Here is a 24776-nt window from a genome sequence, read left to right on the forward strand (position 1 = left end):
GGAACTCAATTTTCTAGAAGCCTGACGATAACCTACTTTCGCAGACGAGATGTCTACTATCATCGGCGCAAAGGCATTTAACTGTCCTGTTCGAGATGGGAAGGAGTGGAACCACCTTGCTATGGTCGTCAGGCAAAACCTGAACTTAGTGATTTAATTTCACTACAAATAATCTAAGAAGAAGCATTTTAACAAACAGATGATGATTGTGTATCTTTTGCAAAGCATTATCATAATCATTTTATAAAATAAAATCAATTTCAGCCTATAACAACCTGCAGTGTTATAGGATCAAGCCTCACGGGCAATTAGTATCGGTTAGCTTAATACATTACTGTACTTACACACCCGACCTATCAACGTCCTGGTCTTGAACGACCCTTTAGGGGGATCTAAGTCCCCGGGATACCTAATCTTCAGACGAGTTTCCCGCTTAGATGCTTTCAGCGGTTATCTCTTCCGTACTTAGCTACCCGGCTATGCCATTGGCATGACAACCGGTACACCAGAGGTACGTCCACTCCGGTCCTCTCGTACTAGGAGCAGGCTCTGTCAAGTATCCAACGCCCACGGCAGATAGGGACCAAACTGTCTCACGACGTTTTAAACCCAGCTCACGTACCTCTTTAAATGGCGAACAGCCATACCCTTGGGACCTACTACAGCCCCAGGATGAGATGAGCCGACATCGAGGTGCCAAACACCGCCGTCGATATGAACTCTTGGGCGGTATCAGCCTGTTATCCCCAGAGTACCTTTTATCCGTTGAGCGATGGCCCTTCCATTCAGAACCACCGGATCACTATGTCCTGCTTTCGCATCTGTTCGACGTGTCAGTCTCACAGTTAAGCACGCTTATGCCATTGCACTAACAGCACGATTTCCGACCGTGCCTAGCGTACCTTAGAACTCCTCCGTTACTCTTTAGGAGGAGACCGCCCCAGTCAAACTGCCCACCATGCACTGTTCCAAATCCGGATAACGGATCAAGGTTAGAATCGCAAACAATCCAGGGTGGTATTTCAAGGATGGCTCCACACAACCTAACGGTCATGCTTCAAAGCCTCCCACCTATCCTACACAAGATTATTCACAATTCAATGCAAAGCTACAGTAAAGGTTCATGGGGTCTTTCCGTCTAGCCGCGGGTAGATTGCATCATCACAAACATTTCAACTTCGCTGAGTCTCAGGAGGAGACAGTGTGGCCATCGTTACGCCATTCGTGCAGGTCGGAACTTACCCGACAAGGAATTTCGCTACCTTAGGACCGTTATAGTTACGGCCGCCGTTTACCGGGGCTTCGATCAAGAGCTTGCACCCCATCAATTAACCTTCCGGCACCGGGCAGGCGTCACACCCTATACGTCGACTTTCGTCTTTGCAGAGTGCTATGTTTTTAATAAACAGTCGCAGCCACCGATTATCTGCGACCTCTTCATGCTTTGAACGCAAGTTCATCACAATAATGAGGCATACCTTCTCCCGAAGTTACGGTATTAATTTGCCGAGTTCCTTCTCCTGAGTTCTCTCAAGCGCCTAAGAATATTCATCCCGTCCACCTGTGTCGGTTTGCGGTACGGTCTTGTACAGCTGAAGCTTAGAGGCTTTTCTTGGAACTACTTCCAATCACTTCGCAAAACATGTTTGCTCGTGCCACACCCTTGAATCATGTAACCGGATTTTCCTAATTACCATCTATAATGTAGCAACAGGGATATCCAACACCCTGATGATTTTCTGCAATCCGTCCCCCCATCGCACTGTACAATGGTACTGGAATATTAACCAGTTTCCCATCAGTTACGCATCTCTGCCTCACCTTAGGGGCCGACTCACCCTGCGCCGATGAACGTTGCGCAGGAAACCTTGGACTTACGGCGAGGAGGCTTTTCACCTCCTTTATCGCTACTCATGTCAGCATTCGCACTTCTGATACCTCCAGCATCCTTTACAAGACACCTTCGCAGGCTTACAGAACGCTCTCCTACCGCGTATATTAAAATATACGCCCGCAGCTTCGGTTTATCGCTTAGCCCCGTTACATCTTCCGCGCAGGACGACTCGATCAGTGAGCTATTACGCTTTCTTTAAAGGATGGCTGCTTCTAAGCCAACCTCCTGACTGTCTATGCCTTCCCACTTCGTTTCCCACTTAGCGATAATTCGGGACCTTAGCTGGCGGTCTGGGTTGTTTCCCTTTCGAGTCCGGACGTTAGCACCCGGTGCTCTGTCTCCCACGCTGTACTTGTACGTATTCGGAGTTTGCCATAGTTTGGTAAGTCGCCATGACCCCCTAGCTATAACAGTGCTCTACCCCATACAGTAATACGTGAGGCACTACCTAAATAGTTTTCGGAGAGAACCAGCTATTTCCAGATTTGTTTAGCCTTTCACCCCTATCCACAGCTCATCCCCTAATTTTTCAACATTAGTGGGTTCGGTCCTCCAGCACGTGTTACCGTGCCTTCAACCTGGCCATGGATAGATCATCTGGTTTCGGGTCTACACCCAGCGACTATATCGCCCTATTCGGACTCGCTTTCGCTACGCCTCCCTTATTTAGTTAAGCTTGCCACTGAATGTAAGTCGCTGACCCATTATACAAAAGGTACGCAGTCACGGAACAAGTCCGCTCCTACTGTTTGTATGCATACGGTTTCAGGATCTATTTCACTCCCCTTCCGGGGTTCTTTTCGCCTTTCCCTCACGGTACTGGTTCACTATCGGTCGATCACGAGTATTTAGCCTTGGAGGATGGTCCCCCCATATTCAGACAGGATTTCACGTGTCCCGCCCTACTTTTCTTACGCTTAGTTCCACATCAAAGATTTCGTCTACAGGGCTATCACCTACTATGGCAGAGATTTCCATCTCTTTCGACTATCAATAATGCTAAAACGTAAAGGCTGATCCAATTTCGCTCGCCACTACTTTCGGAATCTCGGTTGATTTCTTTTCCTCGAGTTACTGAGATGTTTCAGTTCACCCGGTTCGCTTCTACTGACCTATGTATTCAGTCAGTGATACTCCTTTAAAGGAGTGGGTTTCCCCATTCGGATATCTGCGGATTACAGCTTGTTTTCCAGCTCCCCGCAGCTTTTCGCAGGATACTACGTCCTTCTTCGCCTGTGATCGCCAAGGCATCCACCATATGCACTTAGTAACTTGATCCTATAACACTAAAGGCTATATAGATAATTGACTTTATTTAAATGTTTATGAATATTCCAATTAAACTTGGAACTTTTTTGCAATCACAACCCTATGTCTATTAATTAAAATAGAACATCTTTCGTTGTGCTTCTTCTAGATTTTTAAAGAACAAATAGCTTATTTAATAAAGCTTAAATCTTATACTTAAATGCCTATGTATAAGATTTAAACTCTGTGTGTGGTGGAGGTGAACGGGATCGAACCGATGACCTCCTGCTTGCAAAGCAGGCGCTCTCCCAACTGAGCTACACCCCCAAAGTATCGAAAGGTTTTGCCCAAACATTTATGGTGGGTCTAGTTGGACTTGAACCAACGACCCCCGCCTTATCAAGACGGTGCTCTAACCAGCTGAGCTACAGACCCATACCTATTACTGATCACACTATATACAATGCAATATAAAATCAATAGATAATCTGTCATAACCAGCGCTTACTAACAATCACAGCTATTTTAACAACCGATAATTGTGGATACTTAATACTTAGTTTTAATGCTCTTAAAGGAGGTGATCCAGCCGCACCTTCCGATACGGCTACCTTGTTACGACTTCACCCCAGTCATGAATCCTACCGTGGTAATCGCCCTCCTTTCGGTTAGGCTAACTACTTCTGGTAAAACCCACTCCCATGGTGTGACGGGCGGTGTGTACAAGACCCGAGAACGTATTCACCGCAGCATGCTGATCCGCGATTACTAGCGATTCCGACTTCACGTAGTCGAGTTGCAGACTACGATCCGGACTACGATCGGGTTTCTGGGATTAGCTCCCCCTCGCGGGTTGGCGACCCTCTGTCCCGACCATTGTATGACGTGTGAAGCCCTACCCATAAGGGCCATGAGGACTTGACATCATCCCCACCTTCCTCCGGTTTGTCACCGGCAGTTTCATTAGAGTGCCCTTTCGTAGCAACTAATGACAAGGGTTGCGCTCGTTGCGGGACTTAACCCAACATCTCACGACACGAGCTGACGACAGCCATGCAGCACCTGTGTTCTAGTTCTTTTTCAAGCACTCCTAAATCTCTTCAGGATTCTAGACATGTCAAGGGTAGGTAAGGTTTTTCGCGTTGCATCGAATTAATCCACATCATCCACCGCTTGTGCGGGTCCCCGTCAATTCCTTTGAGTTTTAATCTTGCGACCGTACTCCCCAGGCGGTCAACTTCACGCGTTAGCTGCGCCACTAAGACCCGAAGGTCCCAACAGCTAGTTGACATCGTTTAGGGCGTGGACTACCAGGGTATCTAATCCTGTTTGCTCCCCACGCTTTCGTGCATGAGCGTCAGTGTTATCCCAGGAGGCTGCCTTCGCCATCGGTGTTCCTCCGCATATCTACGCATTTCACTGCTACATGCGGAATTCCACCTCCCTCTGATACACTCTAGTTCGGTAGTTAAAAATGCAGTTCCAAGGTTAAGCCCTGGGATTTCACATCCTTCTTTCCGAACCGCCTGCGCACTCTTTACGCCCAGTAATTCCGATTAACGCTTGCACCCTACGTATTACCGCGGCTGCTGGCACGTAGTTAGCCGGTGCTTATTCTGCAGGTACCGTCATTCATGTTGGGTATTATCCAACACTGTTTCTTCCCTGCCAAAAGTGCTTTACAACCCTAAGGCCTTCATCGCACACGCGGAATGGCTGGATCAGGGTTTCCCCCATTGTCCAAAATTCCCCACTGCTGCCTCCCGTAGGAGTCTGGGCCGTGTCTCAGTCCCAGTGTGGCTGGTCGTCCTCTCAGACCAGCTACGGATCGTTGCCTTGGTGGGCCATTACCTCACCAACTAGCTAATCCGATATCGGCCGATCCAATAGCGTGAGGTCCGAAGATCCCCCACTTTCCCTCTTAAGGAATATGCGGTATTAGCTACGCTTTCGCGTAGTTATCCCCCACTATTGGGCACGTTCCGATATATTACTCACCCGTCCGCCACTCGCCACCAGACCGAAATCTGTGCTGCCGTTCGACTTGCATGTGTAAAGCATTCCGCTAGCGTTCAATCTGAGCCAGGATCAAACTCTTCAGTTTAATCTCTGTATTTTTTATACGTAATTTAAGTCTGATTTAGACTTAGAATACGTCGCTACCCAAAAAATGAACGGGGTCTTAGAGTATTTCTCTAAAACCATGTACATTATTGAGTACTTTTATCTAATTAGCTAAATGTAAAATCTTACATTCTAAAACTAGCATCAAGTACCCACAATTATCGATTGTTTGTTGTTAAAGAGCATAGTCCTGACAATTAATTACTTATCAGTTGCAGAAAAAGAATTCTCGCTCTTAATAAGAAAAATGTCAATATTTTTTTGTTGTCTAAAATTTTAAAATTATAAATAATTCATAATTAGAACTAATGGGTTAATAATGGCATAAATTATTTTAATCAATAAAAATTCATATTTTAAATTAGCAAGCATATGGCTATAAAATACTCAGACCTAAACATAAACCCAATAGCAATCCAAATAGGAGATTTTAGTATACATTGGTATGGTATTACCTACTTGGCAGGTATTTTAATGGTTTATATCTTAGGACAAATAAAATTAAAAAATAATTTGAATGATAGAAAAAAAATAAACAACCTAGAAGACTTGCTTTTATATGGAATGCTAGGAGCTATAATTGGAGGAAGATTAGGTTATGTAATTATATACAGACCAATTTACTTCTTAAATTATCCAATAGAGATTTTTCATTTATGGGAAGGAGGTATGTCATTTCATGGCGGGCTAATTGGAGCGATTATTTCCTTATTTGTGTATGCAAAATACAACAATTATTCATTTTTAGTGATAACTGATTTTATATCTACGATAGTTCCACCTGCTATCGGTATGGGAAGAATAGGAAATTTTATAAATGGAGAATTATGGGGTTATCCCACAGATCTATTTTTTGGTATTATTTTTGATGAAACATGTGATGATTTAGTTCGTCATCCATCACAGATATATGAATCAATACTAGAAGGACCAGTACTCTTTATTGTAATGTATATTTTTTCCAAAAAAACTAGAAGAACAGGAATGATAAGCTCTGTTTTTCTGATAACATATGGTCTATTAAGATACATAGCGGAATTATGGAGAGAACCTGATTATTTCCTGGGGACAGTATTCATAAACCTGAGTATGGGACAGATTTTATCTGTATTAACAATATTTTTTGGTGTTGTACTAATGCGGTTAAGTGCTAAATAACTTCATCTATTAGAGCAGATATATTTTCTATTTTGTCTTTCATATCTTTAAAAGAGACACTATCCGAATTGCCAAAATTGTCGGAAATTCTCATTGATAATAAATCGCTAGCTAATTGCAAAGAGACCATTGTAGCCAACATCTCAGTTGTATATGTTTTTCCTGAATATTGTATGCGACTGGCCAATTCATTAACATAATCAACAGCAGAAACAAGACTAGACTTTTCTTCACTAGAACAAGCTAGAGAATATTCCTTACCAATAATTTTAACTTCAAGACGCTCCATTAATATCATCCTCAACTGAAAACACACCTGGTAATTTATTAGCCAACTCACCCAAACGATTAATTGCTGACTGCACACTATTTCTCATGCTAGAAATCTTTGATTCCTGTGATAACAACATATCCCTTAATTTATGCTCATCATGTCTCATGAGCTCTTCTTTCTCTTTATAATCTTTCTCTTGAGCTTGTAGTTTGTTATTAAGTATATTCTCTATAGCATCTTTCTCAGAAATCAAAGAAATGGCTCTATTTTCAAAATCAATAGATTTGTTCTTCCAGTATATAACTTCCAAATTCTGTTTCTCACATTCTTCTTTTAAAATAGAAATTTCAGAATCATATCTTTTATCTCTTTCTATAGTGCTCTTCTCTAGATCAACAAATTTATCTTTCCAATAAATAACATCTAATTCTTTTTTTCCATTAACCTCTTCCATATTAGAGATTTCTGCATGGCACCTATTTAATTGCTCTAAAAGATTAATATTATCAGATCTAATCTCTTTAAATCTATCTATTAAACCATTAACACGAAAAATAAGGTTATCTATTTCACTCAACATATCTAATATCTCTAATCTTATTAGTTAATAATCATTCTATTCTCGTTGCTTAATATAAAAATTGCAATTAATTTTAAATTAGCATCATGCTTATTTTTCTCAAAATCTAAAATAAGATTGATGATAATTCAATAAGAGCTTGCTCATAAACAGATCTTTTAAACTCTATTATATCCTCCAACGGAACCCAATAATGACTCCACTTCCATGCATCAAACTCCGGGCTAGGTGTTGCATACAGACAAACATCACTATCACTACCAACTAACCTCAATAAAAACCATATTTGCTTCTGACCTTTATATTGACTCCTACTTTCCTTGCGAACAAAATTACTAGGAACATTATAATGTAGCCATCCTTTAGTTCTCCCTATTATCTTAACATGCTCTGGCTTTAGCCCAACTTCCTCATAAAGCTCACGGTACATAGCTTCTTCGAGACATTCTCCGTATTTAACTCCACCTTGTGGAAATTGCCAAGCATTCTCTTTTATTCTTTTTCCAAGAAAAACCTCATTTCGACAGTTAACAATAATAATGCCAACATTAGAACGATAACCTTCATTATCAAGCATGATGATGATCTACCAAATTAAATTTATTCCAATTAGAATAACATTTTAATATTATTTTAAAAATCTTATAAATATGCATGCTACTAAATACCACATCTTTACACTAAAAGAAGCTCCTTCAGAAGCAGAAATAACGAGTCATAAACTTATGATAAGAGCGGGAATGATTAGAAAAATATCTGGAGGAATATATACACATATGCCATTAGGCCTAAGAGTGTTACGCAAAATTGAGTCAATCGTTAGAGAAGAAATGAACAGATCAGGATCAATAGAATTGCTAATGCCTATTATTCAACCAGCAGAACTCTGGCAAAAATCGGGGAGAATAAAAGAGTATGGTCCAGAACTACTGAGATTTAAAGATAGAAACGGACGCGACTTTGTTGTGCAACCAACTTCGGAAGAAGTTATTTCTGAAATAGCCAGAAATGAAATACACAGTTATAAGCAAATGCCTTTAATTTTTTATCACATACAAACTAAATTTCGCGACGAAATTAGGCCTCGTTTTGGATTAATGAGAAGTAGAGAATTTATTATGAAGGATGCATATTCTTTTGATATAGATGAAGAAAGCGCCTTAATTAGCTACGATATTATGTTTAACACCTATTCAAGAATATTTAACAGAATAGGACTAGAATTCCGTGCAGTAATGGCAGACACAGGATCAATAGGAGGCAACAGAAGTCACGAGTTTCATGTTATAGCAGAAACAGGCGAAGATACAATAGTGTATGATAAGAACTCTGATTATGCTTCTAATACCGAATTAGCAGAAGCTCCATGCCTTATATTGGAAAGATGTCAGCCAGCGCAAAAAATGGAACTTGTTCAAACAATAGATACCAACACATGCAAAAAAGTATCAGAATATCTAAAAAAACCAATTTGCAAGACCGTAAAGTCTATAGTTATAACAACAGAATCTGAAAATAATCAACTTTATCTGCTTTTAATACGTGGAGATCATACATTAAATGAGATAAAGGTAAAAAAAATTAAAGGGTTAAGTAAATTTCGTCTGGCAACGGAAGAAGAAATTTTTAATTATTTCAATTGTAAACCAGGATTCTTAGGTCCTATTGATATAAACAAATCAATAATCATAGTTGCAGACAGAACAGTAGCAAATATGAGTGATTTTATATGTGGTGCAAATATAGAGAACATGCATTATATAGGAGTTAATTGGTCTAGAGACCTAAAAGAACCAGATATAATCTGTGACATTAGAAATGTTTCGACAGGAGATACTAGCCCTAATGGCAAAGGTATTCTATCCTTTCAAAAAGGAATTGAAGTTGGACATGTTTTCTTCTTAGGAACAAAATATTCAACCGCACTAAACGTTTCTTTTTTAAATAAAGAAGGAAAATCTAATATTACCCAGATGGGTTGTTATGGCATAGGTATTACACGAATTATAGGAGCTGCGATAGAACAAAACAATGATGAGAATGGAATTATATGGCCAAAATCCATATCTCCTTTTGAAATAGCAATATGCCCGATTGGTTATATAAGTAAAATTAGAGTACAAGAAACAGCTATAAAAATATATGAATTAATAAAAAAATCCAATATAGATGTGATCTTAGACGATAGAGATAAAAGACCTGGGATAATGTTCGCAGAATGGGATCTTATAGGTATACCAATACAAATAATAATAACCGAAGATGATATAAAAAATGAAACTGTGGAGATAAAAATTAGAAAAACAAACCAAAAAATTAAAACACAGATAGCAAATCTAATTGAGACAGTGAAAAGAATTCTAAATGATCTATGACATAATAATCTTTTACAGATATGAGCAAGCAATATAAATAATAGAAATTATTATAAAATCATTGTACGACGTGCAATAAATATGCAAAGAACTTTAATCAAAATAATACTTTGCAAAGTATTGTTTCTGATTAAAGCAAATAGAGATGAAAATGATTGACAGTGAACCCAATATTCATAAATTTCTTAAATACATAGATAAGTTTCTTTTATTATTATTTATATTTATCTATTTATTTCAGTGCTCCTATACAGCACATGCAAAAACCATAGAAACTGGAAAGTACAATGTAACAATAAGTGACTTTAATGGAATATCCGAGGTAGGATTTTTCATAAAAGAGATAATTAACAAAGACCTTATATCTAGTAACAAATTCAAAATACTACATGAGTTTAAAGAAAGTAAGAAAAAGATAGGCACTGACAACATCAGTCATGTCATAAGTGGAGAAATAAATCAAGAATGTGATGGCATATATAATATAAATTACCAACTTTTTGATTTAATTAATAAAATAACAATAGACAATGTTTCATTTTCTGGATCTAAAGTAGAAATTAGTAATATTGCACATCTAATATCAGATCGTGTTTTTAGAAAAATAACTGGTGAAAGAGGAGTGTTTTCTACCAAGATAGCTTCTATCTTACACAAGAATGAGAACGAGACTGATATTTTTGAGATAATAATAGCTGATTATAATTACAGAAATAAACAAGTAGCTCTCAGATCCAAAGAACCTATAATTTCTTTGTCATGGTCTCCTGATGGCTCTAGAATAGCATATTCTAGTTTTGAGTCAGGTAGACCAGCTATATATATACACAATATATCAACAGGAGAAAGAAAACTCATAGCAGATTACAATGGATCTAACAGCTCACCTGCATGGTCTCCTGACGGCTTAAAAATATCTGCCACACTAACAAAGAATGGACTACCTCAAATATACATAATAGATGTAAGTAACAAAAATATACATCCATTCATAAGTTCTCATAGCTCTGACACAGAAGCAATTTTTACAAAAAATGGTAAAGATATAATCTTTAATAGCGATAGAAGTGGTACGTATCAAATTTATAGATCTGATATTAATGGACTAAAAGTAAGAAGAATTACATTTAATGGAGAATATAATGGATCTCCTAAAATCTCTCCGGACTCTTCAAAATTATTGTATGTAAAAAGCAAAGATGACAGATTTCAGATTGCCTGCCTTAATTTGATATCAAATACAGAAGTGGTTATAACTGATGGTGATAATGATTCCTCCCCTTGTTTCTCTCCAAGCAGTAATGAGATTATATATATATCGAATAGAAATAATTGCAGAACAATAGAAAAAATAAACTTAATTGATGGATCTAATAATAGAATATACTCTGATACAGATTCTAATATTATGGAAATTGCATGGGGACCATTCATAGAGTAGCGATATAGGATGAAGAGAATATTTATAATTTTGCTTTTTTTTATAACTTTAACATTAACAGCTTGTAGTCTAACAACAAATAACCTTATTACAGGAGACAGAGAAAATAGAATTAAAAAAATTGACAATATATCAATATTTTTTGATAGTAATAGCTGTTATGTAAGTAACCATTACTCTAGTATCATTGAAGATATAGCTCTTTCTTTATCAAAAAATCGTAATATAAAAGTAATACTAAATGGATATGCTGATATAAATGGGAGCTCTGAGTATAACATTGCTCTTGGTCAAAGAAGAGTAAACTCTGTTTATGAAATCATGAAAATATTGGGTGTTGCCGATAACCAAATAGAATTCGTAAGCTTTGGAAAAGAAAAATTTCATAGATCACAGGATAATCTCGATAATGATCTAGCTAAAAATCGTCGCGTTGACATAATAACTCTAAACTAATAAATGACACTACATTATTTATCATATACACGTACACTAATAATAGCATTTGTAATATATGGATGTATGATATCAACAACAAGTGCTAAAAATGAACCAAGTCCTTATGAAATAGATTTACAAAAACAGATTGATAATATAAAAAAATCAGAGTTGCAGTTACATAACTATATTGTGAGCCTGCAAAATGAGATATATATTATTCGGGATCAGATAGAGCTTATAGCAAATAATCCTTTATTAAACAAACAATCATTCCATACTAAAAAATTACAGAAAGATGAATCTAATTTAAAAGAAAAAGAGCTTTACGACTTGTCTATAAAAATGTTCAATGATCATAAATATACAGAAGCTAAAAATCATTTATCTAGTTTTATCGATCTCTATACTAACAGTAGCTTAATACCGTGCGCAAGATTCTATTATGGGAAATGCAACTACAAACTAAGTAAATTTAAAGAATCAATAGATCAATTGATCATTTTCATTAAAGAGAAACCTGATAGTGAACATATTCCTGAAGCGTTATTATTAATTTCTGAGAATCAAATAGCTCTCAATAACATCTCTGAGGCAATAAAAACATTGAAAATTATATTAAAAAATCACAAGAACTCAGATATATATGGAACAGCACAAAAACTATTCAATATGATTAAATAACAAATGATTACGAAGTCAACAAAAATGAAAACTGTTATGTTGGATCAATATAATTTCCACTATATAAATAAAGGCAATGGAAAACCTTTATTGTTGATTCATGGTTCTTTATGTGATGGTAGGTATTGGAAAAAACAAATAGATTCTTTATGTATGAATAATGAGGTTTTTGCATTATGTCTTAGACATTATTGGCCAAATGATTTTGATTCAAATAATAGCGAGTTCTCTTTGAATCAGCATACATTAGATGTCATGAGATTCATAAAAGAAGTAATAAAAAAACCTGTAAACATATTAGGACACTCAAGAGGAGCTGCAGTATCTATAAATGTAGCAGTTAATATGCCAGAACTTATAAATAAGCTAATATTAGCTGACCCTGGAGGAATAATCCTACCAGACCTAAATGATCAAAAAAATAATTTTAGGATATGTGCTGCTGAACTTGTAGGTAAAAATAATATTGATGATGGCTTAGAATTATTCATTGATAAAGTTAGTGGTCCTGGAACCTGGCGAAAAATGGTTCAATGGTTTAAAGAAATGGCACGTGATAACGCATATACCATAATAGGCCAATCCTTAGAAAAGATGTTATCTTTAACAAATCATGAAATCAAAAATATATATGTGCCTACATTACTAATTGGAGGTGAGTTAAGTCCAGAGCCATATCCAAGTATTATAAACATATTACACAAATTGATACCACAAAGCCTTAAGGTAATAGTTAAGGGGTCTTCTCATGGCATGAATCTAGGCAATCCTGTATTTTTTAACAAAACAGTTTCTGATTTTATCTGTATATAACTCCCTAGAAGCATAAAAAACAATTTTCACAAAAAATAATGATGATTTGCTAATTTACAACTAATTTAGATAGTCTCTTTTGCGAAAAGATAGCAAATTCAAATGTAAAAATCACTTACAAAACTATATTACATATTCTACATCTAAAGAGATACATGTTGTAATTATCTAAATAAGCAGTTTTTTATTTAATTATAGAAAAAATAACTAATGATATATAATCATACTGAATTTATAGTAAGAAGCCATTGATACTAGTATTTTACTGTTGCATATATGATAAGTTTTCATATAAGCTTTGGCTTCTAGGATTATTAAATTTATAGGTAATAGACAATATCTGAACAATACAAAGCTGAAATGATATACTCCACTCACAACGGATTCTCTAATACTGAAATAGTGTGCTGCATAACAGCAAATTTAGTTAATTGCCCCATTTATATATGGATATATGGCCAAAAAGAGAAAGATCATTAAAATGGAAAAATGTCTTTATCGAAATATTGAACTTGTTTACAAAAAGTATTGTTATGCTTACAGTACGATTATTTTGAATATAGCTTCTGGTCCCATTTGGACATAAGATAATAAAGGCTCGCATGATTTCGCTTTCATTAACACAATCACTACTTGCCTGCTGTTTGGTTTTATTGGGCGGGCGTTTTTTAACAAAAAAAGTTAGCTTTCTGGCTCGCTATAGCGTTCCTGATTCTATTGTTGGCGGTCTTATTTTCGCAATAATAACGCAAGCTCTAGCGGCATTTGGTGGTATTCAAATCTACCTTGAAACAACAATTAAACCTACTTTTTTATTGCTTTTTTTTGGATGCATAGGATTAACAGCCGACTTAAAATTGCTTGCAAGAGGAGGATCACGGCTAATAGCCTTACTATTGGTTCTTGTACCATTTCTGTTTTTACAGAATATAGTTGGTCTCAGTCTAGCATATCTGCTAGATATGCATCCTCTTATGGGATTAATAGGTGGGACAATAACATTGGTTGGTGGTCATGGAACGGGAGCAGCCTACGCAGCACGTTTTGCTGATATAAATAATATACAAAATATCACAGCTTTGGCTATGACATCAGCAACAATAGGATTAGTTTTTGGTGGGGTTCTTGGTGGCCCTATTTCAGAATGGTTAATAAAAAGACATAAAATTACTACTCCATTTGAAAGCGGAGAACATAATAGGGGTGATAGTTTACCTAAAAAGGATTTTATCGATGTGAAGCCTATTGCAGAATCCTCTGATTTCATTACATCTTTATGTGTCGCATTAATAACACTGGCTGGCGGATCATACTTGTCCAAGCTAGTAGGCAGTACCACTGTTAGTCTACCAAATTTTCTGTGGTGTCTTGGAATTGGGATTTTAATAAGAAATATTGGCCCCTTTGTAAAATTAAAACTAAATGATAAAGCTACTGAAATATTAGGTACAGTTATGCTGTCATTATTCCTTGGTTTTACAATGATGACACTGGATCTTGCTAGTGCTGCAAAACTTGCAGGTCCTTTAGCATTTATATTATTAATACAGTCTATCGTATGTTCTTTATACTGTTGCCTAGTTGTCTTCAAAGCCCTTAAAAGAGATTATGAGGCTACAGTAATGTCCGGAGCTTTTTGCGGTATTGGATTAGGAACTACTGCTACAGCTATTGCTAATATGCAAGCTATTACTAATAGACATGGTCATGCACCACAGGCATTTATAGTTATACCACTAACGGGAGCTTTTCTTGTAGATATAATGAACGTTATTGTTTTGACTATGATGATCTCGCTACCATTTATAGGAGGAGTCTAACATGACGCACATTATAAAAAAAATGCTAGTAATATTTATGTGCGTGATGTTATCTGCGTGTGAAAGACAACCAGACTCAGAAAAACTTCGTTTAGCTTTGGAAAAGAGGTTGAATAATACTTTTGGCTCAGGATCATTTAACATTATAAGTTTAAAAAGACTTGGGAGTGCAATAGACAGCACATCTCCTTCTAATGAAGAAAGAAGAGTTGTTTACTATGATGTAATATTAGAGGCAACTAAGAATATAGAACTTGGTTCTTGGGATCATCCTGGAGCTGCCGCTCTAGTTACTCTGATAGGAGCTGGACCAAGAAGTATTGTAGGTGTTAAATCTCACGGTAATGATGCTGGTGATAGAATAACTGCGCATGCAAGTGCAATATACAGAAAAAATAATGGATCGTGGGAACGTGTAGCTCCTGCAGGATATACAGCAGAAGATGGACTATTTTTGGAAAATGGCATACAAAAACCTGCAACAGAAAGACTATTGAGTACTTTAAACACTATAACAACATCTATACCTTATACCTCTTCAAAAACAGCACAAAAAGTCGTTCAGCAAGAACTAGAAAGATCAGTAACAAGAATCAATGGAAGACTTGCCAGACTTCAAGATGGATACCCTTTTGCTGCTGGACCAGGGAAAGGAGAATATTTAGTATTTGCTCATTCTTTGGCTGATATTGCAAAAAAACAACATGTTAAAATGATACCATTAATCACTAGTGGAAGCACTGAAAATATTGACCTTTTAAGGAATGGCAATGCAACAATAGCACTAGCTCCAGCTGATATAGCTCTTATGGCTTATAATGGCAAAGGTCCATTCGAAGGACATGGTCCATTTACAGAATTGAGAACATTAGGTAGTTTATACCCTGAGCTCGCCCATATAGTAGTACGTAACGATTCTTTGATAAAAAACTTAAAAGATTTAAAAGGAAAAAAAATATCACTTGGGCCGATAGGGTCTGGTGGCAGGACTACTTTTGAACAAATATTAGCAGCTCATGGGCTACGTGCACATAAAGACTATAAAATAATAGATACACAATTCACTACTGCACTGCAACAACTAAATAATAGCGAGATAGATGCTGCTGCACAAATAATAGGAATACCAGCAAGCCCTCTGAGGGCAGAAATGACTCAATCAAAGCTTAGACTAATTCCTCTAGATCCAGTTGCTGTCAAAAAATTAACTGAAAGCAACCCAGCCCTTTTATCTCTAAGTATTGCTGGAGGCACATACTCAAACCAGCAAAAACGCATAACTACAGTTGGAACAGCAGCCTTAATGTTAGCAACATCAGAATTAACAATGGATGAAGCTGATAATATGGTAAAAGCTATTTATCATGCAGGTCAATACTTACTAGCGGCAGGATCAACTCAAGGAGCGCAAGTCTCAGTCACAACATCAAAAATATGTCTAACAGTTCCCATGCACCAAGGAGCTGCTGAAGCTTTAAGGAAAATAGCACATACTGCTCTACCGAGAGCTGTTCTACCAAAGAATATTTTACCAAAAAAACCTATGGTGGACGATGCTGGGATCGAATCAGTAACACCTACCATGTAAAGTTCATTCTTTAAGATTTATTATGGCCAATTATGGCCATATAGATTTTTTGTCGTTTTTTTGATGTTTTTGCAATTCTTCTATATATTTATTATGCTCCTTTTGCTCTTCATTTGTAGCCCTTAAGATAGGTAAATTTAGATACAAGTTATTATTAATATACTCATTCTTTCTTAAATAGGAATTTGTCTTGTTATTAATCATTAACTCATCTTGGCCACGTGTCATAGATAACCAAACATTAGCTAGAAGTCTGGCATCTAGCAATGCTCCGTGTAGAGCTCGATCTTTATTAGAAATATTATAGAAATCACATAATGCATCTAAAGAATTACGCTTTCCAGGACGTAGTTTTCTAGCATGATCTAATGAGTCTATGATTCCTGAACAGTAAGATATTAATGATTCAAAGCCTGCCATACTAAGCTCACTATCAATAAATCTTACGTCAAAAGATGCATTGTGAGCTATTAGTTCGGCATTTCTTATAAATTCTATAAAATCATTAACTATGGATTTAAATCTAGGCTTATCAGATAAAAAATTTACAGTTAACCCGTGCACAGACAATGCACCAGGATCAATATCTCTATCTGGGTTGATATAAACGTGAAAATAATTATCCGTTATAGCACGATCAATAACTTCTACACATCCTATTTCTATAACTCTATGACCTTTAGTAGGATCGATACCTGTAGTTTCGGTATCAAAAACAATCTGACGCATAATAGAACTTTAATATTTAATTAAGACTATATTATTCAACAAACAAACTAGATACACCAGTATTAGCTAATCTATCAGCAATATCATTGCCTTCAATATTAGAGTGTCCTTCAATCCAATACCACATCACGTTGCAAGAAATAATTTGATCACATAAACTTTTCCATAAATCAATATTTTTTACTTCTTTACCTGCAGCAGTACGCCAATTATTTCTTTTCCAATTATTAACCCATTTCGTCATGCCATTTATTACATATTTAGAATCTGTATATATATCTACATCCATAAATTCTTTATTCACTTTTTTTAAACCCTGAATTACGGCTAATAGCTCCATCCTATTATTTGTAGTATTATTTTCTCCACCATATAAGTCAACCCTCTTACCATCTGGATAAATTATCATTACACCCCAACCTCCTGGTCCTGGGTTTCCTTTGCAAGCACCATCTGTCCATAATTCAATCTTGCCGCAACTATTCATAATTTAATAAATAAAATACCTATCAATTAAATAAAAAACACTTTATACTTTATGTTATCCATAGAACAATTATATTCTTAACATAAGTCTCAATAACAACTATTAATAACAAGCTACATATAGTATATTTTGCATTAAATTTACATTATAACCAATAAAATATATTCTAATTTATAAAACAATACTAACCTATATTCATAATTGAACACATGAATAAAAAACAAATAAAAAATGGAATATTTCCTATAAAATCACTCAAAGATAACTATATATGGGTAATAGTAAAAAATCATTCAATCGTTATTGTTGACCCAGGAGAATATAAGCCAGTATTAGATTTTGTTAATAAATATTCTTTAAGAATCTGTGCCATATTGATCACTCACTACCATGAAGATCACACTGCTGGCATCAAAAAATTATCTGGTAATACAGAATATCAATTCCCAATTTATGGCCCATACCACAAAACCATATCCTTATGTAATAAAAATGTTTATGAAAATGATACTATATGTATACCGGAATTAGAAATATCTTTAACTGCATTCAATGTATCTGGTCATACATTGAATGATATAGCTTATTACGAGAAAAATAAAAAGATAATATTTTGTGGAGATACATTATTCTCAGGGGGATGTGGCAGATTATATAATGATAATTGCGCAGAGAATATGTTTTTATCATTAAAGAAAATATCAAATTTACCTCTAGAAACAATGGTTTTTTGTGCACATGAATATACTTTACAAAATTTAAGCTGGGCTATAACAGTAGATAGTAATAACATAGAATTAAAAGAGTACTACAAGACAATAAGAATGCTGCATGAACTTGATTATCCTACATTACCTTCTTCTATATATAAAGAGTTAGCTATTAATCCTTTTTTAAGAACTAGTCATCCTGATATTATTAAATCTACATCATTGTATTTTGGTAAAAATCTAAAATCTCCCTTGGAAGTTTTTACAGTATTGCGTAAATGGAAAAATGAACTTAGATAAAAATATATCATATATGCCCTATCTGAAAGCTTATTGTATATTATTATGTATAGCCTTAATGACAGGCTGTACGTCTGTATCTGCCGGTTTCCAAAGTAATGATTTCCATAATATAAAATCTGCAATATTAAAAAGAGATAGTAAGCCATTGGATGCTTGGGATAGGATGAGAAAAGGATTCCAAATGCCAAATCTAAATACAGAACTTTCAAAGCAATGGATAAAATATTATGCTTCACATCCAGAATCAATAAGAAAGATAGCAGAAAGATCTAGCAAGTATCTATATTTTGTAATAGAAGAAATAACCAGAAGAAACTTGCCAACTGAATTAGCATTAATACCTTTCATAGAAAGTGCATATAACCCTAGTGCTATATCAAAAAATCAAGCATCTGGACTATGGCAATTTGTTCCAAAAACCGCTCAACATTTTAAATTGAAACAAAATTGGTGGTGCGACGAAAGAAGAGATCCTGTCATATCTACATATGCAGCTCTAGATTACCTAGAGAAACTTTATAAGACACAGGGAAATTGGCATCTTGCATTAGCATCATATAATTGTGGAGAATCAACTATTCAAAAAGCTATAGCAAGAAATAAGAAGCTAGGATTACCTATAAACTACTCATCCCTTAAAATCCCAGAAGAAACTAGAAATTACGTACCAAAGATACAAGCTATAAAAACTATTATCAAAAATCCAGAAAAATTTGGTATTAAGCTACCTAAAGTGAGCAATAAACCATATTTTAGCAGCGTAAAAAGAAATAAAGATATAGATATCGAAATAGCTGCCAAATTGGCAGAGATATCTTTAGAAGAATTCAAAGCTCTTAATCCATCCTATAATAGACCAATAATAAAAGGACCTTACTCACAAACAATTCTACTGCCAATAGATACTATAGATACCTTTCACAATAATCTAAAATTATTCAAAGGAAACTTGAGTAATTGGAAAATTTATAAATCAAAAAACAGAGAAACATTCGCCTCTATAGCTGAACATTTTGGAATATCAGAAGCAGATCTTAGGAAATCTAATCATATAATACATAAACAAAAAGTTACTTCTGGACAAATACTACTAATCCCAACTGATAAAATTAAAAATAATATCAAAAATAATTGTATAACATCAAATCTAATAGAATATGAAATAAAAACTGGTGATACATTATTGAAAATAGCTAAAGAACATAACACTACCCTAAACAATCTTATTAAAATAAACAAATTAAAAAACGATAAAATAGTATCTGGGTCAAAAATAATGGTACCCTTTAATAAGAAATAAACCTTCTTGTATTATTATAAAAATTGCAATTAATCTGCAGATTAAGAATGGAGAAAGAAAAATGTGTTTTCTAAAAAATAAGAAAATTTTAATAACAGGTGTTATTTCAAATAGATCCATAGCATACGGGATAGCAGAATCATGCAAGAAACAAGGAGCGGACTTAGCTTTTACTTATGCAAATGAAAGATTCAAGAGTAGAGTAAAAGATATAGCAGAAAAATTCCACAGCAAAATTTGTATACCATGTGATGTAAGTGATGATAATCAAATAAAAAACCTCTTTGAAGAAATTTCAAGTAAATGGGAGCATTTAGATGGATTAGTGCATTCTATTGGTTTTGCTCCGAAAGAGGCTATTTCTGGAAAATTTTTGAGTGGAATAACTAGAGAAAATTTCGCCATAGCACACGATATTTCAGTGTATAGCTTACCAGCCATAACTAAATCATTGTTGCCATTAATGAGTAATAGAAAATCTTCTATTATTACAATGAGTTATGTTGGTGCAGAAAAATATGTTCCTAATTATAATTTAATGGGTTTGGCAAAAGCATCATTAGAATCAAGCGTTAGATATTTAGCAAGTGATTTAGGAGATCTAAACATTAGGGTTAACGGAATTTCATCGGGACCAATTAAAACACTTGCAGCAAGCGGAATAAAAGATTTCTCAAACATATTAAATTTTGTAAAGGATGTTGCTCCTCTAAAAAGAAATGTAACTATTGAGGAAATAGGTAATACGGCTGCATTCTTACTATCTGACCTGTCCTCCGGAATAACAGGTGAAATAATACATGTTGATGTTGGTTTTTCTTCCGTAGTTGGAATCCCAAAAAATAATAACATTATATAAAACTACAAGATTATTGTTATCGAGGACAATTGTATTCCTGAATTATAATAATTTGGGAGTATTTGTGCCTTATTCAATAAATATAATAAATTAATTACTTTATATGAATTTTACTATTGTAATATTTTTAAGGAGAGAATATGTCTGATGGTAAATCTTTTTCTATTTTTTCTTATTTTGAAAAAATTATTGATCCATTTAAAGATCCGTCAGAAGAGATTCCTCCTGGTAAATTGTCTGAATTTTATTTTCACTACCTAAGACAAATATGGATCGTATTATTTATACTACTTATAGTAGGATTGTTTGTTGCTCTAGTCGAGGTAGCTCTATTTAAATATATTGCTAAAATAATAGACATGGCTCAAACAACAAACCCTAGAGACATATTTAAAAATAATATAAAACAATTAGCTATAATGGCATCTGTTATTGTGATAGCAAGACCATTATTGTTTGGATTACATAATTTATTAACTCATCAAACAATAACTGCAAACTTATCAGCTATGATAAGATGGCAAAATCATAAATATATTCTTAAACAAAGTGTAAATTTTTTCCATAATGATCTAGCAGGAAGAATAGCTAATCGTGTAATACAAACAGGTGGTGCACTAAGAGATTCCTCTCTACAAATGATAGAAGCCATATGGCACATATTAATATATGCTGGAAGTGCCATGTTCTTATTCCTGCAAGCTGATTGGCATCTAATACTACCATTAACACTATGGATGATAATTTACATACTAATGCTGTTTTACTACATACCTAAAATAAGATCTATGGCAATATCATCTTCAGAAGCTCGATCTAAGCTAATGGGGTTAATAGTAGATTGTTATACGAATATAATCACACTTAAGCTATTTTCTAACTCTAATAAAGAAGAAGGTTATGGGAAAGAAGCTATAGAAATGCAAATGCATAAACATCAATCCGTATTAAGACTAATAACCGAGATAGACACGTTATTAACCTTTATAAATGGAATACTTATTGCATCTACAACTGGCCTATCACTGTGGTTATGGAGTAATGGTATTATATCTATAGGATCAATTACATTAGCTACTGGGTTAGTAATAAGAATAAATAATATGTCTAGTTGGATAATTTGGGTTGTAAATAGTATTTTTGAAAACTTAGGTATAGTACAGGATGGGATTGAGACTATCTCTAAGCCTGTAGAAATAAAAAACAAAGAGTCTGCAAAAATATTAAATGTAACAAGTGGTTCCATTAAATTTGAATCTGTTGAATTCAAATATAACAAAAATAGTAATGACGTTATATCAAGTTTCAATCTAATAGTAAAACCAAAGGAGAAAATAGGTATAGTTGGTCCTTCTGGCGCTGGAAAATCAACTATAATGAACTTATTACTTAGATTGTATGAATTGGATTCTGGCAAAATATACATTGATGATCAAGATATTTCTTCAGTAACACAAGAAAGTTTGCGTGCAAAGATTGGAGTTGTAACACAAGATATCTCTTTACTTAACAGATCTATTAAGGACAATTTAACTTGTGGAGATGACTCAGTATCAAACAACCACTTGCAAGAAGTCCTAAACAAGTCAAAAATGAATGAATTTCTTATGAATGTAGTGGATCACAAAGGTTTTATAGGTCTCAATGCCACAGTCGGAGAAAGAGGTGTAAAATTATCAGGAGGGCAAAAGCAAAGAGTAGCTATAGCCCGTGTTTTATTAAAAAATGCTCCTATATTATTACTTGATGAAGCTACTTCGGCCTTAGATTCTGAAATAGAATCTATAATACAAGAAAATCTAGAAAGCATCATGCATGGTAAAACAGTTATTACTATAGCACATAGACTCTCGACTATAATTCGTATGGATAGACTAATAGTAATAGAAAAGGGGAAAATTATAGAAACAGGGACGCATAAAGAACTAATATCGCGTAATGGTTTGTATAAAACACTTTGGGACCACCAGACAGGTGGTTTCATCAAGTAAAATACTTAGTATGCATGGCGGACAGAGGGGGATTCGAACCCCCGATACGCTAGAAACGTATACACGCTTTCCAGGCGTGCGCCTTCAGCCACTCGGCCACCTGTCCTGCAATTTTCTAATTATAATAGTATAACAGAATTATTGATTTTTGACTGTGTAATACTCCATCATTCTTACAATATACCTTGCGATTGTGTCTATTTCGATATTAACTAAATCTCCATCTTTAATAAATTTCAAATTAGTCTCTTTCATAGTATGAGGTATAACATTAATCTTTATTAGACAAGTATAAGTTTTATCGACAACTTTGTTAATAGTTAAACTCACACCATTTACAGCTATTGATCCTTTATAGGCAACAAATTTTGAAAAATCTATGGGTAAACTAATAAACAACTCTTTAGACTCACCTACAGATGAAAACTTATCCACTTTTCCTATGCAGTCAACATGGCCATAAAGAAGATGTCCATCAATACCATTATTGATGGTTAAAGAGGTTTCCAAATTAACCATAGCATTTAAATTATTTAAGCCAGTTGTACAACTAAGGCTCTCTGACGATACATCAATATAAAAATATTTTTGACAAATATCCACTACAGTCATGCACGCCCCATTAACTGCTATGGAATCACCAAGCTTAATATTTTCTAATTTCAAATTGCTTGGTTCTATACATAAAGTCAATCCTGACAATTTGCCGTAAGAATCTGATAAATCTTTTATATCAGCAATCCTTCCTATATCTCTAACAATTCCAGTGAACATTTGCTTACTCTATAAAACTTAAATAATTCTAGATGTTTTTTTAAATAAATAATCCCATTTGCTATTCTTATGAATCCTAATTCTCAAATCAGAACCAATAGTAGCATTATCAAAGATAGAAAATCTCAAGGCATCTTCCAAGTTAGAAATATTTTGTAATTTAGCTATCGGGAAAGCATCACCCAAAAAAATAGGAGCTATGTATATAACTAATTCATCTACACAATGTCCTGAAAGCAATCTGCCATTCAGACCTGCTCCTGCTTCTACATGAACCTCATTAAAGCATTTATCAGACAACCATCTCATAACAAGCGATAAATCAACACGACCTGCAACTTTTTCATCTGGTAATAAAACTACGTCAACATTTTTCTCTGCCAACCTATATTCTTTTTCCTTATCAACAATAGAAGTAAATATAAAAACCTTAGAGCCATCTATTATGTTAGCATCCTCACTTATTACAAATTTATCATCTATAACTGCCCTATAAGGCTGTCTTGAAGTATCTACGTATCTAACATTCAGTAGTGGGTTATCATGTAATATAGTTCCTATACCTGTTAGTATGATACTACTGCGCGCCCTCCAATGGTGAACGTCCTTCCTAGACTCCTCACATGTAATCCATTTTGATTTATGATTATATAGAGCTGTTCTGCCATCTATAGATGAAGCAGACTTCAATCTAACCCAGGGGGTAGAATATAACATTCTATTAATAAAACCTATATTTAACAATAATGCCTCTTTATGACAAACACCAATCAAAACTTCTATGCCAGATGAGCGCAATCTTTTTATTCCACTTCCACTTACTAAAGGATTAGGATCGATCATAGATACAACAACTCTGGCTGGAGCAGCTTTTATTATTTGGTCGACACAAGGAGGTGTCCTTCCATAATGACTACAAGGCTCTAATGTAACATAGAAGGTAGATCCTGTTACATTCTGATTTCTTTTCTCAGAGTCTATAAGTGCACACACCTCAGCGTGAAAACCACCTACAGCCCTAGTAGCCCCCATTCCAATACATTCACCATTCTTCACGATAATGCAACCAACACTAGGATTGGGGGCTGTATTATAAGAGGCCTTATCTGCAAGCTTTAGTGCTTCAAGCATCCAAAACTCATCTTCTTGAAAAGGACTCATGACATTTACAAACACACTAATAACA

The 24776-nt window shown here is 34.9% G+C and carries 19 protein-coding genes, 3 tRNA genes and 3 rRNA genes; 12 read left to right on the plus strand and 13 right to left on the minus strand.

The genetic code is table 11. From position 1 onward, the window contains the following. Window positions 1-19 precede the first annotated feature (19 nt). From rrf to ST1E_RS03005, 5 genes are all read right to left on the minus strand, one after another. Window positions 20-133 (minus strand): 5S ribosomal RNA (gene rrf, locus ST1E_RS02985). Between the two features lie 154 nt (window positions 134-287). Beyond that, window positions 288-3172 (minus strand): 23S ribosomal RNA (locus tag ST1E_RS02990). A 221-nt stretch (window positions 3173-3393) separates the two neighbouring features. Next, window positions 3394-3469: transfer RNA gene (locus ST1E_RS02995), tRNA-Ala, on the minus strand. 31 nt (window positions 3470-3500) lie between these two features. Continuing rightward, window positions 3501-3577: transfer RNA gene (locus ST1E_RS03000), tRNA-Ile, on the minus strand. A gap of 138 nt (window positions 3578-3715) precedes the next feature. After that, window positions 3716-5246, minus strand: a 16S ribosomal RNA gene (locus tag ST1E_RS03005). The 16S, 23S and 5S rRNA genes sit together here with 2 tRNA genes alongside, the layout of an rRNA operon. A 392-nt stretch (window positions 5247-5638) precedes the next feature. Between ST1E_RS03005 and lgt the strand changes: the two genes are divergently transcribed. Further along, entirely contained in the window at window positions 5639-6424 is a 786-nt protein-coding gene (gene lgt / locus ST1E_RS03010; RefSeq protein ID WP_015389765.1) for a prolipoprotein diacylglyceryl transferase, read from the plus strand. On the opposite strand, the gene ST1E_RS03015 is transcribed toward lgt, so the two are convergent. The 3 genes from ST1E_RS03015 to ST1E_RS03025 form a co-directional block, all read right to left on the minus strand. Beyond that, window positions 6417-6713: a cell division protein ZapA gene (locus ST1E_RS03015; RefSeq protein ID WP_015389766.1), complete on the minus strand. Its 297-nt coding sequence runs from the start codon at window positions 6711-6713 to the stop codon at window positions 6417-6419. The two genes, lgt and ST1E_RS03015, sit on opposite strands and share 8 nt — an antisense overlap. Next, window positions 6700-7278 (minus strand): hypothetical protein, encoded by a 579-nt coding sequence (locus tag ST1E_RS03020; RefSeq protein WP_015389767.1) that lies wholly within the window; start codon window positions 7276-7278, stop codon window positions 6700-6702. The genes ST1E_RS03015 and ST1E_RS03020 overlap by 14 nt, the downstream gene beginning before the upstream one ends. Before the next feature lie 106 nt (window positions 7279-7384). Then, the gene (locus ST1E_RS03025) at window positions 7385-7855 is read right to left on the minus strand and encodes an RNA pyrophosphohydrolase (protein ID WP_015389768.1); all 471 of its coding nucleotides are present in this window, start codon (window positions 7853-7855) and stop codon (window positions 7385-7387) included. 73 nt (window positions 7856-7928) lie between these two features. On the opposite strand from ST1E_RS03025, the gene ST1E_RS03030 reads away from it, so the two are divergent. The 7 genes from ST1E_RS03030 (at window position 7929) to ST1E_RS03060 (ending at window position 16437) form a co-directional block, all read left to right on the plus strand. Continuing rightward, the gene (locus ST1E_RS03030; RefSeq protein WP_015389769.1) at window positions 7929-9653 is read left to right on the plus strand and encodes a proline--tRNA ligase; all 1725 of its coding nucleotides are present in this window, start codon (window positions 7929-7931) and stop codon (window positions 9651-9653) included. Between the two features lie 151 nt (window positions 9654-9804). Further along, window positions 9805-11094: a PD40 domain-containing protein gene (locus ST1E_RS03035; RefSeq protein ID WP_041185976.1), complete on the plus strand. Its 1290-nt coding sequence runs from the start codon at window positions 9805-9807 to the stop codon at window positions 11092-11094. Between the two features lie 9 nt (window positions 11095-11103). Next, on the plus strand, window positions 11104-11550 hold the full coding sequence (locus ST1E_RS03040) for an OmpA family protein (protein ID WP_015389771.1): 447 nt from the start codon (window positions 11104-11106) through the stop codon (window positions 11548-11550). Between the two features lie 66 nt (window positions 11551-11616). Continuing rightward, window positions 11617-12216, plus strand: coding sequence for a tetratricopeptide repeat protein (locus ST1E_RS03045; RefSeq protein ID WP_235043582.1), 600 nt, complete (start codon window positions 11617-11619; stop codon window positions 12214-12216). 36 nt (window positions 12217-12252) lie between these two features. Continuing rightward, the gene (locus ST1E_RS03050; RefSeq protein WP_235043583.1) at window positions 12253-13029 is read left to right on the plus strand and encodes an alpha/beta fold hydrolase; all 777 of its coding nucleotides are present in this window, start codon (window positions 12253-12255) and stop codon (window positions 13027-13029) included. Window positions 13030-13631: 602 nt separating this feature from the next. After that, entirely contained in the window at window positions 13632-14849 is a 1218-nt protein-coding gene (gltS, locus tag ST1E_RS03055) for a sodium/glutamate symporter (protein WP_015389775.1), read from the plus strand. Between the two features lies 1 nt (window position 14850). Further along, entirely contained in the window at window positions 14851-16437 is a 1587-nt protein-coding gene (locus ST1E_RS03060; protein ID WP_015389776.1) for a TAXI family TRAP transporter solute-binding subunit, read from the plus strand. A 30-nt stretch (window positions 16438-16467) separates the two neighbouring features. Here the strand turns inward: ST1E_RS03060 and dnaQ are convergent, their stop codons facing one another. Continuing rightward, window positions 16468-17166 (minus strand): DNA polymerase III subunit epsilon, encoded by a 699-nt coding sequence (gene dnaQ, locus ST1E_RS03065; protein ID WP_015389777.1) that lies wholly within the window; start codon window positions 17164-17166, stop codon window positions 16468-16470. A 31-nt stretch (window positions 17167-17197) separates the two neighbouring features. Next, entirely contained in the window at window positions 17198-17653 is a 456-nt protein-coding gene (gene rnhA, locus ST1E_RS03070) for a ribonuclease HI (RefSeq protein WP_015389778.1), read from the minus strand. Window positions 17654-17862: 209 nt separating this feature from the next. On the opposite strand from rnhA, the gene gloB reads away from it, so the two are divergent. From gloB to ST1E_RS03090, 4 genes are all read left to right on the plus strand, one after another. Beyond that, window positions 17863-18663 carry a hydroxyacylglutathione hydrolase gene (gene gloB / locus ST1E_RS03075; protein WP_015389779.1) on the plus strand — a complete coding sequence of 267 codons (801 nt, stop codon included), beginning with the start codon at window positions 17863-17865 and terminating at the stop codon, window positions 18661-18663. 13 nt (window positions 18664-18676) lie between these two features. Then, entirely contained in the window at window positions 18677-19966 is a 1290-nt protein-coding gene (locus ST1E_RS03080) for a transglycosylase SLT domain-containing protein (protein ID WP_015389780.1), read from the plus strand. Window positions 19967-20027: 61 nt separating this feature from the next. Next, window positions 20028-20825 carry an enoyl-ACP reductase FabI gene (locus ST1E_RS03085; RefSeq protein ID WP_015389781.1) on the plus strand — a complete coding sequence of 266 codons (798 nt, stop codon included), beginning with the start codon at window positions 20028-20030 and terminating at the stop codon, window positions 20823-20825. Between the two features lie 140 nt (window positions 20826-20965). After that, entirely contained in the window at window positions 20966-22816 is a 1851-nt protein-coding gene (locus ST1E_RS03090; protein WP_015389782.1) for an ABC transporter ATP-binding protein, read from the plus strand. A gap of 15 nt (window positions 22817-22831) precedes the next feature. On the opposite strand, the gene ST1E_RS03095 is transcribed toward ST1E_RS03090, so the two are convergent. The 3 genes from ST1E_RS03095 to ribD all read right to left on the minus strand — a co-directional run bounded on the left by ST1E_RS03095 (window position 22832) and on the right by ribD (window position 24751). Beyond that, window positions 22832-22922 (minus strand) — tRNA-Ser (locus ST1E_RS03095). Between the two features lie 32 nt (window positions 22923-22954). Further along, the gene (locus tag ST1E_RS03100; protein ID WP_015389783.1) at window positions 22955-23590 is read right to left on the minus strand and encodes a riboflavin synthase; all 636 of its coding nucleotides are present in this window, start codon (window positions 23588-23590) and stop codon (window positions 22955-22957) included. Window positions 23591-23608: 18 nt separating this feature from the next. Further along, entirely contained in the window at window positions 23609-24751 is a 1143-nt protein-coding gene (gene ribD, locus ST1E_RS03105) for a bifunctional diaminohydroxyphosphoribosylaminopyrimidine deaminase/5-amino-6-(5-phosphoribosylamino)uracil reductase RibD (protein ID WP_015389784.1), read from the minus strand. Window positions 24752-24776: the final 25 nt, after the last annotated feature.

It is taken from the genome of Candidatus Kinetoplastibacterium galatii TCC219 (assembly GCF_000340905.1).
GTDB classification, from domain to species: Bacteria; Pseudomonadota; Gammaproteobacteria; order Burkholderiales; family Burkholderiaceae_B; genus Kinetoplastidibacterium; species Kinetoplastidibacterium galati.

What these genes read in the sequence shown, in the direction of transcription:
- lgt (WP_015389765.1), top strand. Translation starts at nt 5,639, where the DNA reads ATGGCTATAAAATACTCAGACCTAAACATAAACCCAATAGCAATCCAA.
- ST1E_RS03015 (WP_015389766.1), bottom strand. Translation starts at nt 6,713, where the DNA reads ATGGAGCGTCTTGAAGTTAAAATTATTGGTAAGGAATATTCTCTAGCT.
- ST1E_RS03020 (WP_015389767.1), bottom strand. Translation starts at nt 7,278, where the DNA reads ATGTTGAGTGAAATAGATAACCTTATTTTTCGTGTTAATGGTTTAATA.
- ST1E_RS03025 (WP_015389768.1), bottom strand. Translation starts at nt 7,855, where the DNA reads ATGCTTGATAATGAAGGTTATCGTTCTAATGTTGGCATTATTATTGTT.
- ST1E_RS03030 (WP_015389769.1), top strand. Translation starts at nt 7,929, where the DNA reads ATGCATGCTACTAAATACCACATCTTTACACTAAAAGAAGCTCCTTCA.
- ST1E_RS03035 (WP_041185976.1), top strand. Translation starts at nt 9,805, where the DNA reads ATGATTGACAGTGAACCCAATATTCATAAATTTCTTAAATACATAGAT.
- ST1E_RS03040 (WP_015389771.1), top strand. Translation starts at nt 11,104, where the DNA reads ATGAAGAGAATATTTATAATTTTGCTTTTTTTTATAACTTTAACATTA.
- ST1E_RS03045 (WP_235043582.1), top strand. Translation starts at nt 11,617, where the DNA reads ATGATATCAACAACAAGTGCTAAAAATGAACCAAGTCCTTATGAAATA.
- ST1E_RS03050 (WP_235043583.1), top strand. Translation starts at nt 12,253, where the DNA reads ATGTTGGATCAATATAATTTCCACTATATAAATAAAGGCAATGGAAAA.
- gltS (WP_015389775.1), top strand. Translation starts at nt 13,632, where the DNA reads ATGATTTCGCTTTCATTAACACAATCACTACTTGCCTGCTGTTTGGTT.
- ST1E_RS03060 (WP_015389776.1), top strand. Translation starts at nt 14,851, where the DNA reads ATGACGCACATTATAAAAAAAATGCTAGTAATATTTATGTGCGTGATG.
- dnaQ (WP_015389777.1), bottom strand. Translation starts at nt 17,166, where the DNA reads ATGCGTCAGATTGTTTTTGATACCGAAACTACAGGTATCGATCCTACT.
- rnhA (WP_015389778.1), bottom strand. Translation starts at nt 17,653, where the DNA reads ATGAATAGTTGCGGCAAGATTGAATTATGGACAGATGGTGCTTGCAAA.
- gloB (WP_015389779.1), top strand. Translation starts at nt 17,863, where the DNA reads ATGAATAAAAAACAAATAAAAAATGGAATATTTCCTATAAAATCACTC.
- ST1E_RS03080 (WP_015389780.1), top strand. Translation starts at nt 18,677, where the DNA reads ATGCCCTATCTGAAAGCTTATTGTATATTATTATGTATAGCCTTAATG.
- ST1E_RS03085 (WP_015389781.1), top strand. Translation starts at nt 20,028, where the DNA reads ATGTGTTTTCTAAAAAATAAGAAAATTTTAATAACAGGTGTTATTTCA.
- ST1E_RS03090 (WP_015389782.1), top strand. Translation starts at nt 20,966, where the DNA reads ATGTCTGATGGTAAATCTTTTTCTATTTTTTCTTATTTTGAAAAAATT.
- ST1E_RS03100 (WP_015389783.1), bottom strand. Translation starts at nt 23,590, where the DNA reads ATGTTCACTGGAATTGTTAGAGATATAGGAAGGATTGCTGATATAAAA.
- ribD (WP_015389784.1), bottom strand. Translation starts at nt 24,751, where the DNA reads ATGAGTCCTTTTCAAGAAGATGAGTTTTGGATGCTTGAAGCACTAAAG.